The 16170-nt window shown below is 64.0% G+C and carries 14 protein-coding genes; 5 read left to right on the plus strand and 9 right to left on the minus strand.

The window, feature by feature from the left end; translation table 11 throughout:
• Nucleotides 1-384: 384 nt before the first annotated feature.
• Nucleotides 385-3192 (plus strand): PAS domain-containing protein, encoded by a 2808-nt coding sequence (locus MKK60_RS19130; RefSeq protein WP_243988192.1) that lies wholly within the window; start codon nt 385-387, stop codon nt 3190-3192.
• A 460-nt stretch (nt 3193-3652) separates the two neighbouring features.
• Here the strand turns inward: MKK60_RS19130 and MKK60_RS19135 are convergent, their stop codons facing one another.
• Nucleotides 3653-4171 (minus strand): hypothetical protein, encoded by a 519-nt coding sequence (locus MKK60_RS19135; RefSeq protein ID WP_243988193.1) that lies wholly within the window; start codon nt 4169-4171, stop codon nt 3653-3655.
• A gap of 208 nt (nt 4172-4379) precedes the next feature.
• Between MKK60_RS19135 and MKK60_RS19140 the strand changes: the two genes are divergently transcribed.
• Together MKK60_RS19140 and MKK60_RS19145 are read left to right on the plus strand one after the other, a co-directional pair.
• On the plus strand, nt 4380-4697 hold the full coding sequence (locus tag MKK60_RS19140) for a hypothetical protein (protein WP_243988194.1): 318 nt from the start codon (nt 4380-4382) through the stop codon (nt 4695-4697).
• Nucleotides 4698-4900: 203 nt separating this feature from the next.
• A complete protein-coding gene (locus tag MKK60_RS19145) occupies nt 4901-5329 on the plus strand; it encodes a hypothetical protein (protein WP_243988195.1) in 429 nt (142 codons plus the stop codon).
• On the opposite strand, the gene MKK60_RS19150 is transcribed toward MKK60_RS19145, so the two are convergent.
• Nucleotides 5326-6081: a hypothetical protein gene (locus MKK60_RS19150; RefSeq protein ID WP_243988196.1), complete on the minus strand. Its 756-nt coding sequence runs from the start codon at nt 6079-6081 to the stop codon at nt 5326-5328. The genes MKK60_RS19145 and MKK60_RS19150 overlap by 4 nt on opposite strands.
• 742 nt (nt 6082-6823) lie before the next feature.
• Between MKK60_RS19150 and MKK60_RS19155 the strand changes: the two genes are divergently transcribed.
• Nucleotides 6824-7456, plus strand: coding sequence for a plasmid partitioning-family protein (locus MKK60_RS19155; RefSeq protein WP_243988197.1), 633 nt, complete (start codon nt 6824-6826; stop codon nt 7454-7456).
• On the plus strand, nt 7453-7797 hold the full coding sequence (locus tag MKK60_RS19160; protein WP_243988198.1) for a hypothetical protein: 345 nt from the start codon (nt 7453-7455) through the stop codon (nt 7795-7797). Before MKK60_RS19155 ends, MKK60_RS19160 begins: the two co-directional genes overlap by 4 nt.
• Before the next feature lie 207 nt (nt 7798-8004).
• Here MKK60_RS19160 and MKK60_RS19165 read toward each other — a convergent pair whose 3' ends face one another.
• The 7 genes from MKK60_RS19165 to MKK60_RS19195 all read right to left on the minus strand — a co-directional run bounded on the left by MKK60_RS19165 (nt 8005) and on the right by MKK60_RS19195 (nt 16161).
• Nucleotides 8005-8301, minus strand: a complete 297-nt coding sequence (locus MKK60_RS19165; protein ID WP_243988199.1) for a hypothetical protein — start codon at nt 8299-8301, stop codon at nt 8005-8007.
• A 391-nt stretch (nt 8302-8692) separates the two neighbouring features.
• Complete coding sequence (locus tag MKK60_RS19170) at nt 8693-8941, minus strand: hypothetical protein (RefSeq protein ID WP_243988200.1); 249 nt, start codon at nt 8939-8941, stop codon at nt 8693-8695.
• Nucleotides 8942-9086: 145 nt separating this feature from the next.
• A complete protein-coding gene (locus MKK60_RS19175) occupies nt 9087-10622 on the minus strand; it encodes a hypothetical protein (protein ID WP_243988201.1) in 1536 nt (511 codons plus the stop codon).
• Between the two features lie 13 nt (nt 10623-10635).
• Entirely contained in the window at nt 10636-11469 is an 834-nt protein-coding gene (locus MKK60_RS19180) for a hypothetical protein (protein ID WP_243988202.1), read from the minus strand.
• Between the two features lie 123 nt (nt 11470-11592).
• Entirely contained in the window at nt 11593-11802 is a 210-nt protein-coding gene (locus MKK60_RS19185) for a hypothetical protein (RefSeq protein ID WP_243988203.1), read from the minus strand.
• A complete protein-coding gene (locus MKK60_RS19190) occupies nt 11799-12119 on the minus strand; it encodes a hypothetical protein (protein WP_243988204.1) in 321 nt (106 codons plus the stop codon). The genes MKK60_RS19185 and MKK60_RS19190 overlap by 4 nt, the downstream gene beginning before the upstream one ends.
• Nucleotides 12120-12126: 7 nt before the next feature.
• Complete coding sequence (locus MKK60_RS19195) at nt 12127-16161, minus strand: host specificity factor TipJ family phage tail protein (protein WP_243988205.1); 4035 nt, start codon at nt 16159-16161, stop codon at nt 12127-12129.
• Nucleotides 16162-16170 lie beyond the last annotated feature (9 nt).

The following is a 16170-nucleotide window of genomic DNA, read 5'->3' on the forward strand; positions in this document are numbered from 1 at the left end:
CAGACCCTCGGAAGGTCCGCTTTGTGGCAGCGTGATAGACGGCGACCTAAGACTGGGTTGGGTGGATTTGAGACAGTCCGCTTTCGTGCACGAGGTTGGACTAGCAGATGTTGCTGGATGGCGGGATCAGCTCAGCAAATGACCTGCTGCGCCATCGTATTTAAAGCATGCGCCTACGTTGCCGGTCACCCGTCCTCACTCAATCTGGACCTGAAAGGCCATAGGCTTCACAAACCGGCATCGGTATGAAGTCGGCCTTCCTTCGCTGGGAGGAGGCCCTCAGAGGGAAACGCTGGCTTGCCTGGACGTGATTTAGCAGCCCTCTCGCGGGAGGAGCTGGAGGCCGAGGTGCGGCGACTGCGGGAGAGGGTCCGCAGCGGCAGCATGGATGCCGCCCGCCAGAACGCGGTGTTCGAAAGCGCTCTCGATTTCGCGATCGTCGTCACGGATCGCGATGGTACCATCACCGGCTGGAACAGCGGCTCCGAGCACGTCATGGGCTGGACCGCCGATGAGATGCGCAGCCAGGATGCCGGACGCTTCTTCACGCCTGAGGACCGGGCCAACGGTCGGGTCGCCTATGAGATGGCCACGTCTCTCAAAGAAGGCCGCGCCCAGGACGAACGCTGGCACCTAAAGAAGGGTGAGGAACGGTTCTGGGCCTCGGGCGAGATGATGCCACTGCGCGACGAGAACGAGACGCACATTGGCTTCGTCAAGATCATCCGCGACCGCACAGCCGAGCACCTGACCGGGGTGGCGTTGCGGGACGGCGAGGTGCGGCGCAAGGCGCTGTTGGACCTCAGTGACCAACTCGCCGAGCACGATGACGATACCGCCAGCTTGAGCGACGTGGCCAGCCGCATCCTCGGGCAGGTCCTCGGCGTGCAACTCGTCGGCTACGGGCTGGTAGACCCGGACGCCGAAACCATCACCGTCGAACGGGACTGGACCAGCGGTGGGGCCGTCTCCATCGCTGGGACGCTCCAGTTCCGGTCCTTCGGCAGCTACATCGACGATCTGAAGCGCGGGGAGATGGTCGTCATCGACGACGCCCGCAACGACCCGCGCACGGCGGCTCAGGCCGCGGCGCTGGAAGCCGTCAACGTGCGGGCGTTGGTCAACACCCCGGTGTTCGAACACGGACGCTTCGTAGCTTTGCTGTTCGTGTGCAGCGCCACCCCACGAACGTGGACCGAGGACGAACTGGAGTTCATCCGCGAGGTCGCCGCCCGGACCCGTACCGCCACCGCACGGCGGATGGCGGAGAGTGGCCTGCGCACCAGCGAAACCCAGCTTCGACTGGTCACCGATGCACTGCCGTTCCTGGTCTCGTTCGTGGACCGCACGTTGACCTACCGGTTCGCCAACGCGGCTTACCGGGACTGGTTTGGCAAGACGCCGGAGGAGGTCGTGGGGCGAACCATCCCCGAGATTGCCGGGGCGGATGGCTATGCAGTGCGTCGCGCGCAGATCGAGCGAGCCCTGGCGGGCGAGTCCGTGCAGATGGACCTGGATTGGCCCCGACAGGATGGGAGGCGGCGGATCGCCGATATCCGCTATCTGCCCCGGTATGACGCCAGCGGTGCAGTCGATGGGTTCTACGTGTTCGTCCAGGACGTGACCGCCCTACGCGAGGCCTCGACCGTTCTGGCTCAGCGCGCCGACACGCTTGCGCAGGAGGTCGCCGAGCGGGATGAGGTCTGGCGCCTCGCTACAGACCTGTTGTCCGTACTGCGCATCGACGGTCGCATGGTTACCTGCAACCCAGCCTGGACGACGGCTCTGGGATGGTCCGAGGCCGAACTAGTTGGTCGCTTGGTTTTCGACCTGATCCACCCTGACGACCAGGAACCCTCTACCGTCGGACTAGCTGGGCTGGCGCGGGGAGAGACGGTCACCGGGTTTGAGAACCGCTACCAGCACAAGGATGGCAGCTATCGCTGGCTCTCCTGGAACGCCGTGCCAACCGGTGATCGGATCTTTTCCACGACGCGTGATGTGACGGCGGCAAAGGAGCAAGCGCTTGCCTTGGAAGCTACCGCCGAGGCCCTGCGCCAGTCGCAAAAGATGGAGGCGGTGGGCCAGCTCACCGGTGGTGTGGCGCACGACTTCAACAACCTGCTTACCATTATCCGCTCGTCCGTGGACTTCCTACGCCGTCCGGACCTGCCGGAAGAACGGCGCAAGCGGTACATGGATGCCGTGTCGGATACGGTGGAACGCGCCGCCAAGCTGACCGGCCAGCTCCTGGCCTTCGCACGCCGTCAGGCGCTGACGCCGGAGGTACTCAACGTCGGCGATCGGCTGCGGGCAGTAGCCGACATGCTCGACACGGTGACAGGCGCCCGGGTCAGAGTTATCACCCAACTGGCGGATCACGCTTGTTTCATCAAGGCCGACCTGAGCCAGTTTGAGACCGCCTTGGTCAACATGGCGGTCAACGCCCGCGACGCGATGGATGGGGAAGGGACATTGACCCTACGGCTGGGTTGTGGCGCAGCCATGCCAGTGATCCGAAACCACGCGGGCGCTGATGGCCCCTTCGCCAAGATCGAACTCAGCGATACGGGCAGCGGCATCGCCGAGGCGGACATGGGGCGGATCTTCGAGCCATTCTTCACGACCAAGGAGGTCGGCAAGGGCACAGGCCTAGGCCTGTCCCAGGTGTTCGGCTTCGCCAAGCAGTCGGGCGGCGATGTCGAGGTGCAGAGTGTCATCGGCGTAGGCACCACGTTCACGCTGTACCTGCCGGAGGTTGCGGCGGAGGAAGAACTCGAGATACCTGACGAAGAAAGCGGCCCGGCCCCCGGTGGCACCGGGCAGAAGGTACTCGTGGTTGAGGACAACATCGAGGTCGGCACGTTCGCAACCCAGATCCTCGAAGATCTGGGCTATCGAACTGAGTGGGCGGCCAACGCCGAGAGCGCTCTCATTCGCCTTGGTACAGATGGCGACGGGTTCGAGGTGGTGTTCTCGGACGTCGTGATGCCTGGCATGGGCGGGATCGCCCTGGCCGAGGAGTTGCGCCGCCGCCTACCTCGACTGCCGGTGGTGCTGGCCTCCGGCTACAGCCATGTGCTGGCCGAAAACGGCGAGCATGGGTTCGAACTGCTGCACAAACCCTACTCGGCAGACCAGCTGTCTCGTGTTCTGCGACGCATTACGACTGGCAAGCGCCGCCATCGCTAGCACTCATCACGTAGGTTGTGATGCAGAGGTGCCGGACGGTCACCAAATGACCGCTTTCGGGATGCGCCGACGACGGTATGAAGGGCTGCCATGGGTCGGATGCGGCACGCCCGCTTCAGGGCGAAGGGTCAGGTTCCGCTCTCCACCCATGGCGGACCCTGCCCGCGCGTGAAGCCAATTCGCATAAGTGTCAGTATGGGGCTAGCCGTCACCTAAACGCCCGATTGCGTGACAGGACAGTGATCGAGCACCGCGTGCCAGGGTCGCCGCTCCGCAACCGGTCACCCATTCTAAGATCTGCAATCCCCTCGCCTCCGGCGATCGTGACGGGACCGTAAGGGCGGCGTCCGATGGCGGCGCGTCCGTTGAGCGTCACCCCATCCATGCGGACAGCGCAACGGGCCGGCTCCGGCCTGTCCGCTACGGCATACCCTTGCGGACGCTGGAGCTATCTCAAGTCTTACAGCCGCAAAGGCCAGCCCTTCACCACTTCGCCCAATGGAAACGACTGAATAGCATAGCCAAATCGGCCATTAAATTCTGCTAGCTTATCACCAGTCGTTCTTATGTTCTCACGTATTATCGTAACCGCTTCTGTCGATACGGGATACCTTTTCCCAGCGTTGCCACCTCGTTGAACTGACCAAGCTGGCCCCAATTCATAGGCATTCTGCTCTTCGTTGATAATAGCGCTCATTACCCCATGAACAACAACGTTTCTATCCTGATTTAAAACTTTGATATCGCGGTCAAACCCCTTTAAACAAGCCATATCCGTGTCGTTATGTATATTTTTAGCAGTGTCAAGCAGTAGCTGCCAACGTCCCCGCATATCCATACGGCCGGTTATTGCCTCGCCAACATTTGGTTTTACTTTCAAAAGGCCCCATATTGTTGCTTCTGAAAGAGTCTCAAGAAGCGACCATGATGAACAAAGCCGACCTATCTGTTCAAACAGCTCTGGCTCAGGGAGCGGCATCGATAAATTTCTCAATTTGTATCCTTTTCAAGTTACGCGAGTTATAGCTGCTACTCTACATTTGTCCCTTACCCGCCAACTTGGCGCTATAACTCTATTTTAGGTGAGTTATCCACAGGGGCAACCCAGGGGTGTGGACAAGCAACCAAAACGCGTTGACCGGCATTCGGATGAGAACAAAATGAGAACATATCACAGGGAGGCGATCGTGCCTGATCAGCAGTTCGAAAATCACAAGGGGCTCGGCTCGCCCCGGCCAGGGGATATGTTCGTCATCCCGCCGCGCTCGATCATGGCCGACGAGCTGCGCATGGCACGGCTGGAGCAATATCTGGAGGCGGAGTTCCCGGCGCTGGAGTTCGTGATGGCGGCCGACCCGAAGATGGCCCGCGATCAGCCGGCCGCCGGCGTCAGAGCCCGCGAGGACGGCGACGAGCCGCTATCCAAGCCCGAGCTGGAGGAGCTGATCGAGCGCGTCCTAGACGCAGTCGCCGTGTTCGCGGACTACGGCCAACGCCTTCACTGAGGCGCGACCTTAGTTCCTCCTAAGGGTATGAGTTTCGGAGTTGCGGAGGGGCACCCACCGCAGCTCGCACGACCGGTCGGCAACCGACCACCATTCGCACTCCTAAGGTTCTAAGTCTCAACGTCGCTACGTTCCGACGTGTAGAGACTTAGGCTCTTAGGCCGACTCTCGACGGCCGATCGGCGGCGTGGCAGTTTCCGCCCATGCCGATCCGGCCGGAACACCGCTTTTTCTATCCCATCCACTGGCGCCAGCTCTCGCACCAGATCCGGTTCGATCGAGCGGACGGCCGGTGCGAGCGCTGCCGCCGGCCGCACGGCGCGACGATCGTCCACCTTGGCGATGGGCGTTGGTACGATTCCGATGCGGGGGCATGGCGCGACGGGAACGGCCGGCGCCTACGAGGTGACACCCTGATCGGAGACGCGCGGCCGGGGATCACGCGCGTGTTCCTCGCGACGGCGCATCGAGAGCATGACACCAGCCGGAACGGAGACCGCGACCTCGCGGCGTGGTGCCAGCGCTGCCACATGCTCCACGACGCCCCGGAGCATGCGCGGAGGCGGCGCCTCACGTTCCTGCGCGGCAAAACCCTCGGCGACCTGTTCTCCGGCCCCTATCCCCTGTCCTAGCGCCGCCTGTCCCCAGCTCTGCCGGCGGCAGATCGGGCTTTGTAAGAGCCGGCCCCCTCTATCCCGGCGGACTCTTTCGACCGCGAGAGCGGTCGTCTGTTCTTTTTCTGAACCTGTGTATCCGAGGGGCGCAAATCCTTGCACCCTATAGGGCGCTGCGCGGTGGCCGGCTCGGCCGATCTCCGAGCACGGCGAAGCCAAGCGCTCCACTCGCGGCTGATCATGCGGATGAGGTTCGGGTCGCTCTTGCGGCCCTGATGCCGGCGTTCCTGCACCGTGATCAGGCCATCCCCCGCTGCGAGCCTGATGGCCGTTTGCGCCAGCCTGCGGCACACGCCGGCGCGGGCCGCGATTGCGTCGATGCAGAGGCCGCACACACCCTTGGCGGCGATCTCATCACCCACGATGCGGAGCGCCGCGAGCTGGCCCGTCGTGAACCGGGCGGCGAGCGCCGGCGGCATCGGCCCGGAGGCGGCCAGGAGACGCCGCCGATCACGGGAGGCAAGGCGATCGGGCGAGGCGACGGGCCGGCGAGGGGGGAAAAGGGTCGCCCGGCCGGCCGGGATGCCGACAGGCACGATGCGCTCGCGGATCATGCCGCGCTTGACCTCTATCAGCTCGGCCAAGGTCTGCGCCGCGGTGTCGTCCAGGGCGCCCGCACCGTGGCCCTGCCATATCAGCTTGGAGAGATCGTCCGCCCGCGCCAGCGTCCGCGCCGCGTCGATCGCGGCCATCATCGTCTCGTGAAACATCGATCCCGCACCTTCGAAGGCGCGCGGCAGGGCTCGCGCCCTCGTGATGAAGGTGCGGGCATTCAGGCATAGCGGGACCGTTGGCGGACTTGGCGATCCACCTTGACTCCGGGGGGAGCCTCATGAGATTGTCGGGACTGCATATCTTGCCCCGCCGATCTCCGATCGGTCGAAGCCCCTGCGGTTGGCGCCGTGGGGGCTTTGCTTTGTCTAGGTCACCGTCGCGGCTAGCTTCCTTTAATCGGTGGCCGACTCGCTTCCGCGCTTCGGCCGTAAGACGCATTTGTCCTGAATTCGCACCGGGCGTCAAACCCATCGTGCGCAAGATGGGCTCGCCTTAAGCGTCCTCGGTCTCCGGCTCCGACTTCACGCCCTCAGCATCAAGCCCAATTTCGACAAGCCGCCTAATGGCTTGTGAGAAAGTTGGGATCGGCCTTTGATGCGCGCGCCATTCGGCCACGCGAGCCAGCATCGACCGCGGCGCGACGATGTGGACACGCTCTGTTTCGCTTTTGGCATCCAGCTTGGGTGGCATTGATTCGGACGCATGCTCACTGACTCGCGGTTTCATAACACCTCCCGTGGTCGGAGGGCCATGATGTGACCAACGCCCATCTTGCGCAAGACCGCCTAACGGATTAGTTTGTCCGCGATGGGTCGCGCGCCGGGACTCCATGACGTTGGACCTTATAAGGGTCTGAGTCTCTGAGTCTGCGCGTGCCGCAACGTAGAAGGTGCGAAGGTGAAAACGATCGCTCTCATCAGCCAGAAAGGCGGGGCCGGCAAAAGCACGCTGGCCCGCCAGTTCTCGGTTCTCGCCGGCGAAGAAGGTCCGAGCTGGATTATCGATCGCGACCCGCAGCAAACGTCGGCGCGCTGGCACGAGCGGCGTCAGGACGGCGACACGCCACCCGAACAGCCCGGCCTTATCGATCTCGGCGGAACGACGCTGACGGCCGCCGTGGCGGCACTCAAGGCGCAACCGGGCACGCTGTTCATCGACACGCGGCCGGCCGTGACGGAGCCCGAGGCCGAAGCGGCACGCCTTGCGGATCTGGCGCTTGTGCCGGTTCGGCCGAGCCTGGACGATCTGGAGGCGATCGGCGCGACGCTGGACATGCTGCGCCGAGTAAAGACACGCACGATCATCATCATCAACGCCGCTAAGAACGAGCGCCGGGCGATCGAGGCGCGGGCGGCTTTGTCGGTCCACACCGCGGCTGTGTGCCCGCATCACCTCGCGGATCGCGCCGTCTACCTCGACGCGACGGTGGCAGGGCTCGGCGTGGGCGAGCTGCGCGGCGCGGCGGCCGTAGCGGCGGACGCCGAGCTGCGGCGCGTATGGACCTGGATCATGAAGGAGGCCGCGGAATGAACAAGCCGAAGCGTAGCGCAACGTCTCTGCAGGCCGCCCTGGCGCGGTCCGTCGCCGCGAGCGCCCCGGCCGAGCCGGAAACGCCGGCGCAGGCGCCATCGGCTCCAGCCGCCCCCGCCCCGAAGCTGTTCCCGGAATATGAGACGCTGTCCCTGCCGGTGACGTTCTTCGTCACGGAGGCGGATCGGAAGCGCATCCACCACCTGAAAACGGAAACCGGCCTGTCGATCAACAAGCTGACGCACATGGCGTGGAACCTGTTGCTGGAGGAGCGCGGCTTAGACGGCCTGAATTGGGCCGAGGCGAACCGGCCGAGCGGACGGCAACGCCGGCGCACGTAGCGACTACGGAGATTCGACACTTAGGAGAGTCGGAGGTTTGAACCTTAGGAGGGCGCGGCGTATTCTCCGGCCAAGGTTCGCGACTCATCGCGGCCATTCAGACCTCGCCGGCACTCTCAGAGCCGCGGGGGAGGCGAACGGAGCTGCCCCAACTCAGCCCCCGGAGCCGGCGGGGCGCGGCCTAGTCAGCCGCGCCCTGTTCCCGTCTCAGGCGGCGATCCGCAGAGCGGTTGCCACCATGTCATCGGGCACCGCGTAGAGCTGTTCAATTCCGCCGAACGTGCCGTCCGCCGGCTCGGCTGCAAGCTTCGGCAGATCCCGCCCATCGGCCTCGATGTCGGGATCGTCCTCGATGTCCTCGATCGAGCTGCCCCACTCGCACATGTGCTCGAAGAACGCTTCGTCGCCGGCGAAGGCGAACGCCACGCTACCGCCGGGCAGGGGGGTGACGCCCTGGATGTTGTCGATGATGTGCCGGAGGAGGTGCGCAGCTTCGATCAGCACGGGCAGGTGATGCCCAATGCTGGCAATGTCTGTCCCAACCACAGATACCGCCCCTGTCTTAGCCGCCTCTCAGACGGCTGAATGACGGGCTCACAAGATCCAGCCATGCAGTCAACCAACAGGCTGTAGTCAGCAGCCTGCCGGCGGAGCGTGACCATTGGTCTGACGCTCTGTCGCCCGGTTCCGAACCTATTCCCCCGGCCGCGAAATTTCGCAGGCGGGGTTTTGGTAACAGTTTGTTGACGCGCGTAAAGAGTCGGATCTGACGTTGCCGCGAAAAATTTGAGGGCGTGAATCACTTGTCACAGGTTGCGTCCGCCCTGCAATTACGGCGACGCGGAACTTCTAACCTTAGGAGTGCCTAAGGCTAGAAGTCACGAAGTCTAGTGCTCTAGACGCTTTCGAGCAGGCGGCGCAGGCGCGCGCCGTGCGCCTGGACGATCGACAATTGCAGCTCGATCAAGCCGCGATCGTCCAGCGTGAGGGCGACGCGGCGGCCGTCCGCGCCGACGTAGACCAGCGTCGGCACCGGCTCCGCCACGATCCACGGGCGCAGCAACGGCCGCTCCCGGAGATAGTCGAGCCGGTCACGGTCCGGGTCGGCCGCCGCTGGCAGATCCGGCGAGAGGGCAGGGGGCATGTCGTGTTGGTCCGACGAAAGCGGGGGAGGGGAAAGTACCGCCCGGCGTGACCGCCGGGCGGGTCGATCATGGCAAGTGCGGAAGCACTCCGCCGGCGTATTTTCCGACAAAGACGAGCCCGGCAATCACGAGGCCGCCAACCTCTCAGCTCAATGGGCCGGCGCGCAACGTGCCGCCGAAGTTGCAGACATGCTTGAAGGTGGCGGCGGTGACGTTATTCCAATCGGCGCACTGACCGGCCGGAATGTCCGTCGTCGTCGGATCGGCGGTGCGGACGAACGCGCCGGTGAGCACGCCCGACGTGCCCTTGCCCTTCACCGTCTGAGCGATGTTCGCATCGGACCCCGCGGCAGTAATCGTTGGGCTCCCGCCCGCACCCGCGCCCGCGATTTGCGAGAAAAGCGGGAAATTGTAGCCGGCGGAGAGGGTGGACTGGACGTAGACGCTGCCTGAGCCTGCGCCCTTCACGAACAGGTTGGCGCTGGTGTCGCCGTAGACGTCGATCGTCGCGTTACCGCCGGTGACGGCCGGGGTGACGCGGACCGTGTTCACGGCCGAGGCAACGTTGCCGAGGGTCAGCGAACCGCCGCCGGGTCCGGCGATCTGCGCGTTGGCAGGTAGCGTTATGTTACCGGCTGACGAGACGCTAAAGGGCGTAGCACCAGCAACGGTGTAAACTAGCGCCCCATCGGAGACGCCGAACTTTCGCACATCTCCGTCCCAGGTGACCTTACCGTTTGCTGGCATGCGGAAGGCCGAGGCTAACCGGGTACTGTCCACCGCCGACATATCAATGCCAACTGCGAGCCCGGCCGAGGTGCGATCCAGACTGTTGGGGGTGAAGCACACCCCGCACGACCACCCGCTGTACTCTCCTGCACTACTACGCGCTTGCGCACTTATCTGTATGCCTCGGCTGTAAAGATTGTACCCATTAGCGCCGAGCCCTTTGATTGGAGACGTTGCTCCATCTCGGCGGTTCTTGAATACAGTATCTAGCCCGACAAGCGGTTGGTCGTTGGCGTCATGCTGCGAGATAACGGCAGGCTCAAACCCGATTAGCGTAGAAGTGGCGCTTGGTGCCGTCGTGAGGTCGCCAGACCATGCCTCGCGGGCTCCCCCAAAGACAAGCCGAGTGCCAGTGCCGATGTTGTAGGCGTTAATCTGATCACCAACGATGAGATCGGTGCCCGCGCCGGCCCCTTTCACGTTGGCAGTGTAGCCGTAGAGGATCGAGCCGGTGGCGGCGCTGGTGTAGGCCGTGCGGAAGGCGCCCGTCGTGGAGACCGCACCCGAGAATGCTGGGTTTGCCAATGGCGCTAGTAGGCTTTCGGCGGCCTGCGCACGTGCAACTTCGGTGGCGATGTTAGTCGCATTCGTGACGATAGCCTTCGCATTGACGCCCTCGGCCGCCTGCGCACGAGCGATCTCGGCCGTGATGTTGGTTGCGTTGGTGGCAATCGCCGTCGCGCTGGCGCTCTCGGCCGCCTTGGCCCGCGTCACCTCGGCCAGCAGCGCCGTGACGTTGGCGCCGATCGCGTTCGAGTTCGCGGCAAGCCCGGTGTCGACGTAGCTCTTGGACGGAACGTCCTGCGCCGGGCGCACCTGCGCGAACGCCGGCCCAGCCGCCGGCAGGAGGATCGCGAGGGCGAGCGCGCGGGGAATTAGATAGCGGATCATCGGATGCCCTACGTCAGGGGGTTGGCGCGAAGGTGAGGAGGTCGACCATTTTCCCACCGTCGTTGACCCAAAGGGACCACCGATCGGCCGCGGTATTTTTGGCGACACGGAACGTGCCGTTGGCGATGTCATCGACAACGGGGTCACGGTTCAGAATGAGCGGGGCTTGCGGTAGGAGCGCCGCCAGTGCGTCCGTTAGGCCCGGCACATCGCCAATTGCAGCGACCTGAATAATCCAGGGAGTCCCGGGCCAAACGCCGCCGGCTTTCGGACCGTACATGCGCCGCCCCCGGCCGGTTGCCGTCCGATCCTCAATCCAAAAGTCGTCGTCTCGGCCATCGGACGGCACCGGGGGAACAAGGCCCGTGATGATCGTAGCTCCCGGCCTACCCTCGCGACCGGTTAAGGCGACTGGCGAGATGACCGGTTGCACACGCGCTGAGAAGGAAACAGCTACGCCAAGAAACCGGCTCAGGAATGAGCGAAACGCCGAAGGATCATAGTATTGAACCCGCACCGGCATGAACAATCGCCGCTCTGGTCCGATTACTTCCAGTATGTCGGCGGTATATTCGCCGCGGGGGAACGTGCGCGCGAAGTCTCTTGAGACGCGCAGTATGAGCGTGTTACTGGCGCCGACCTTTAACGAAAGGCCGCCGCCGGCGTTCGTCGTCAATGTGACAACGGGAACGAGGAGGGCTGAGGTCGAAAGCGCCGCCGTCGTGATTGGCATCTCAAAGGAGCGGCCATCGAGGGGGAGCGCAGAGCCGTCGTCCGCAGAGTTAAAAACAAGCTCTGCGTACCAGTCCTCTTGAGACGTGAAGGCGAATGAGGGCGGTTCGGCCATGGAGCGAGGGTCCGATGCGAGGCGGCCGAACGCACGCGGCGGGCCGCCGGGAAGCGGCCCGCCGCGTGCGCGTCGGTGGAGGGTTGGTTCGGTTGAGAGTGGCCGCCTGGAGCAGCCTGGAGCTTAGGCCGAGATAACGGCCTCGCTCAGAACGGCAGTCAGCCGGGCGATCTCCGCCCGCGCTTCGGTAAGGCCGGCGAGAAGCAGGGCGCGTTCGCCGGCGAGGATGGCGAGTTGCTTTTGCGCCCCATCCCTCTGGCGCTCGATTTCTTCGATCCGCCCGTTCATCTCGGCCAGACTGATGGTTCGGGCAGGCTGAGGCTGGTCGCTCACGCCGCGTCCCACTTGGCGAGATTGTCCGTCATGATCGATATGACCATGACGCCGGCAGTCCGATGCACCGCCATGATGGAACAGAACGTGGTATCGGCCCAAATGACGACGGCTACGTCACCCGCTGCCATATCACCGGGGAGACCAGCACGACCCACGAGCTTAACCCGCTCGCCGGGAGCGAATGGCGCCTTCGCCGCGCGCTCGGCGTAGTCGTCCACGAGATAGGCCACGATCTCATCCGGCGTAGTAAGCTGATGTTCGGTCACGACGGTTTTGCTCAGTGTGATCGGTGCGGCCATAACGTTCTCTTTCATTTAGCGCTCAAGCGCGCGGTGTGTTTGCGGCCATCGAGAGGCTATTGATCGTGACTTTCGAATTTCCGTCCTGGCCGAGGTAGCCAAAACGGAATTGTGCATAGTGATTTCCGGGGCTCAGAAAGAGCACGGCCACGCCTGCAAAGTCGGACTCCGCAGTGCCGCCCTGTGTGGTCAGAAACGCACCTGTTCCGCCGAAATATATGTTTGTGACGAAGGCGCCATCAATCAGCAATTGCAAGCCACTGACTGTTGTATTCGTTCCGAGCGTCAAGTGCCCCCGAACGGCAATGATTGTTGGGAAGATCCCATTTTCAACTGGAACGCTGGCAACCATATTTGGATCGACACGGTTGTTTAGCGTCCCAGCCCCAGCAATTAGCACGTAATTAGAGACATCGTAGCGCGCCGGTTGGTTGGCAACCCCCGGAGGTGCATTGGCGCCAGTAAGCTGTAAGTATGGAACCCGCAACGTTTGCCCGTCAAACTGAAACGTTGGAACGCTTGCTCCGTTTTGTGTGATGTAGAACTTGTCCGCATCAATAACGAAGCGACTCGTGCCATTGTCCAGCAAGTCGAGATAGTACCCGGCGCCGTAAGTTTGCCCGCCGCGCTGCGCCGCCAAGAGCGCCTGTATCCGAGCGCTCACGCCGGCAGGGCCAGACACTGCCTGCATTGAGAAGCGCCCCACAGCCGTACCGGCGTCTGTGCGGGCGTAAAGGTCGTTGGCATACGAAACCAAGGCCCCGTCCGTATTCGCCAACGACTGCGTTGTTGAGAGAAAGTAAGAACGGTCACTGTCGGTTTGAGCGATCAGGGCATCCGTTCTACCGGATTGAGCACCATCCGCACTTGCTCTCGTGTTTTGCTCCGATACGATAGCTGATGTATTCGCTCCGACCGAAGCCGATAGGCTGGTAATCCTGTCACTCAGCGCACCTTCGGCATTTGTCCGCACCGTAACTTGATCGAGGAAATAGGCTCGATCCGAGTTCGTTTGGACGATAAGCGCATCGGTGCGTCGGGCCTGCGCCGTGTCTCCGTCGATCCGTGCCGTCCTCTCCGTAATGACGCCGGCTTCGGTTGCGCCGATGCGTACGACGGCAGCGCTGATGTCCGTTGCGAGAGCCGTATCGCCCGTGAGCCGCGATTGGCTTTCGCTATAGATCGCCGCCGTGTTGGCATCGCCGACCGCCGCCGCCGCCAAAACGCGAGCAAGCAAGTCCGTCGCCGTTGCTTTGGCCGTTGCCTCAACCTCTAGGATATGTGCAATCCTAGCCTGCACATCAGCCGTCAAGCCCGCATAGTCGATCTTGGGGAGATTGACGATACCAACTTGATTGCCGTCGATCACTGGCGCGATCGTCGTGAACGTTGCGGTGGCATAGGCGCCGTGGAGCCCGGTGCGGCCGTAGGCGCGAACGCGGACGGTCACCGGGAGATCGGATTGCCGCATCGGTGCCCGGCCGCTAGAGGCCGGACCAAGTGGCGAGAGCACTTCCCAGGTAGCTCCCCCATCATAGGACAGGTCGGCCTCATAGCTGCGCGCTCCCCGCGTAATCGAGGTGCCCCACGTCACTTCGATACCGGTCTCGATCTGGACGCACCGGGCATGGACGATGGCGATTTCGGGAACTAACGGCTCCTCCAGGCCGCTACCGTTGACAGGAAGCGGGCCTAGCACCGCCTCATCCAGGAGCTGCCAGACTCGCGGATCGTCGTTGACCATTTCGAGCTGGACGTGGTCGGGATCGCTCGGGATCGCCGAACGGACCACGTACGTCTCTTGCAGCTCCACCAGCTCGCCGATCACGAGCGTGGTCGGATCCTGCGTTTCCCGCGCGAGAACGTCGGCAAGCGTCCGCCCGGTGTTTTGCGTCAACGTCGCCACGTCGGCAGCGTCGAGCTCGACAAGATCCGGGCCGGCCCCGCGCATCCGCAGAATGCCCCATTCCCGCCCGACCCGCGTGCGGATCGAGCCGTAGCCCCATTCGCTCGACAGGGTGGCGCGCACGTCGAGGCGCAGGATAAGCCCCCGGCTGGAGGCGACGCCGAACACCTGCGGCCCTTTCAGAAACCACAGATCCGACAGGACGTGATCGCCGGGATAGACCAGGCGGCCGTCCCACTCCGTCGTCATCTTGCGCTCGGAGCCCCGAAACACGCCGACCGCGGCAAGCCACGTTGCGTGCTTCATGGCGTGCGCGCCGTCGCGAATGCCGTCCACGCGGTAGCGCTTGGGCGTCCGCGAGCGCGGGCCATAGGAGTAACGGGCCTCATCCGGCCGCTTCGGGTCGCCGTCGCGATCAAACTCCACGATCACGTCGCCGCTGTCCGCGGTCAGGTTGAACGTCGCGGTCGAGCTGTCGAGGACGATTTGCCGGCGAGTGATGATGTGCCGGGGTTCGTTCCGGCTCTCATCCCGGACGAAGGAATGCACGGCGCCGACCTTGACCGGGTCGGCCCGCATTGGATGCAGCACCGTGCCTGACGCTTCCCAGAATGACGAGACCTCCGGCAAGGCGCCGTCGAAGGTGTCGAGGGCGCTCAACTCCTCAGCGTAGTGCAACGCCTTGTCGGCATCGAACCCGTTGGGCTGATCGAGGCCGTATTCCGCCCGCACGAGGTCGGCATAGGCCCAAACCGATTTCGACGTGGTGGTTTCCACCCACTCCGAGCCGCTCCAGACCGGAATGATCCGGCTGGCCTCCACCATGATATCGCTAAACGTCGTGACCATGATGCCGGCGCCGGCCCGCACCCGCATGGCGATTTCCGTCGTGTTCGGACGGATGCGGACATCGTTCTTGAACCCGGACATCGAGTCCCACGACGCCCGGTTCTCTTGAACGAACCCGACCGGCGCCGGGTAGAGGTTTTGCGCCCGCACACGGTAGGCGCCCTTTTCCGGCAGCGGGAAATAGGCCGTCCGCCGCAGTGCCGTCGTCGTGAGGACGTTGGTTTCCTCCGAGCGCCAGAGTTGGAACGGAGCACCGATCAGGTCGCCGGTATCCGGGTCGATCCGCTGCCCCTGGAACACGACGCCGGCCGAGGCCGTCGTCTGCCGCCCCGCGGAGGAGGTGCGATAGATCTGCGGGTAGGTCCAATTCATCTGGGCGGCATCCGCCACGACGCCGGGCGGCGTCAGGCGAAACCACGGGGTCCAATCGGGATTGCCGCCCGGCCGGGGCATTTCCTGCCCGGCCACTTCGGACGATGAGATGACATCGCCCGGCGCAATGGTGGACGGCGTCCCATAGATGAATTCGATTGCCGTCCCAAGCGGTCCGCCTGCAACGGCATTGTATGGCGCCACAATCCCGGCGCCCTCTTGCCAGAATAAACTGTCGCCAACGCGGACGGTGTGGATCTGAAACTTGCCGAGACCAAGCGTCATACGCTTGACCAACACGTTCACGTCACCGTCATACCCGAAATAATCTTGCTGACTGAGCGGCGGGGCGCTCCAGCAACGGCCGTACAACAGCGGCTTGCGTGATCCAGCCTTCGGCACGTTGCCGCCGCCGGCGACGGAGTAGAGGCTGCGCTGCTTCGCCTTGGACGCGCTGGACGACTGCGCCGCGGCGCCAAGCGCCAGGCCGCCGATCACCATGCCGGCCTGGAGTACGAAGGCCGGCGTCGTGCCGAACACGAGCGACGGGAACAGCGCCGGCGCAGCGTAGGGCGCCAGCGCGATCAGCGCGATCGAGGCGAGCCCGAGGGCGATCGAGCCGATCCCCTTGCCGCCGCCGCCACCGCGCCCTCCGCCGCCCCGCGGCAGATAAGTGACCAGCACCACGTCGCGGCGGCCGACGAGCGTGCGGCTCCAATCCTTGCGCATCCGCACGGTGGCATCGGTCGGCGCACAGGCCGGGTCATCCTCCGCGAGGCGGTGGACGGACACGATGAACGGCCGGCCGGACGCGTGCGCCGCCAGCTCGGCCGAGCGCATCACCGTGGCGAGCCGGCGCCGGCGGCCGTCGAGGCGCACGGCCTCGCCGCGCGTCGCGCCGAGCACGTTCACGAAGCGGATCGTCGTCATGCGCGCAGC

It is taken from the genome of Methylobacterium sp. J-092 (genome assembly GCF_022829325.1).
Classification (GTDB): Bacteria; Pseudomonadota; Alphaproteobacteria; order Rhizobiales; family Beijerinckiaceae; genus Methylobacterium.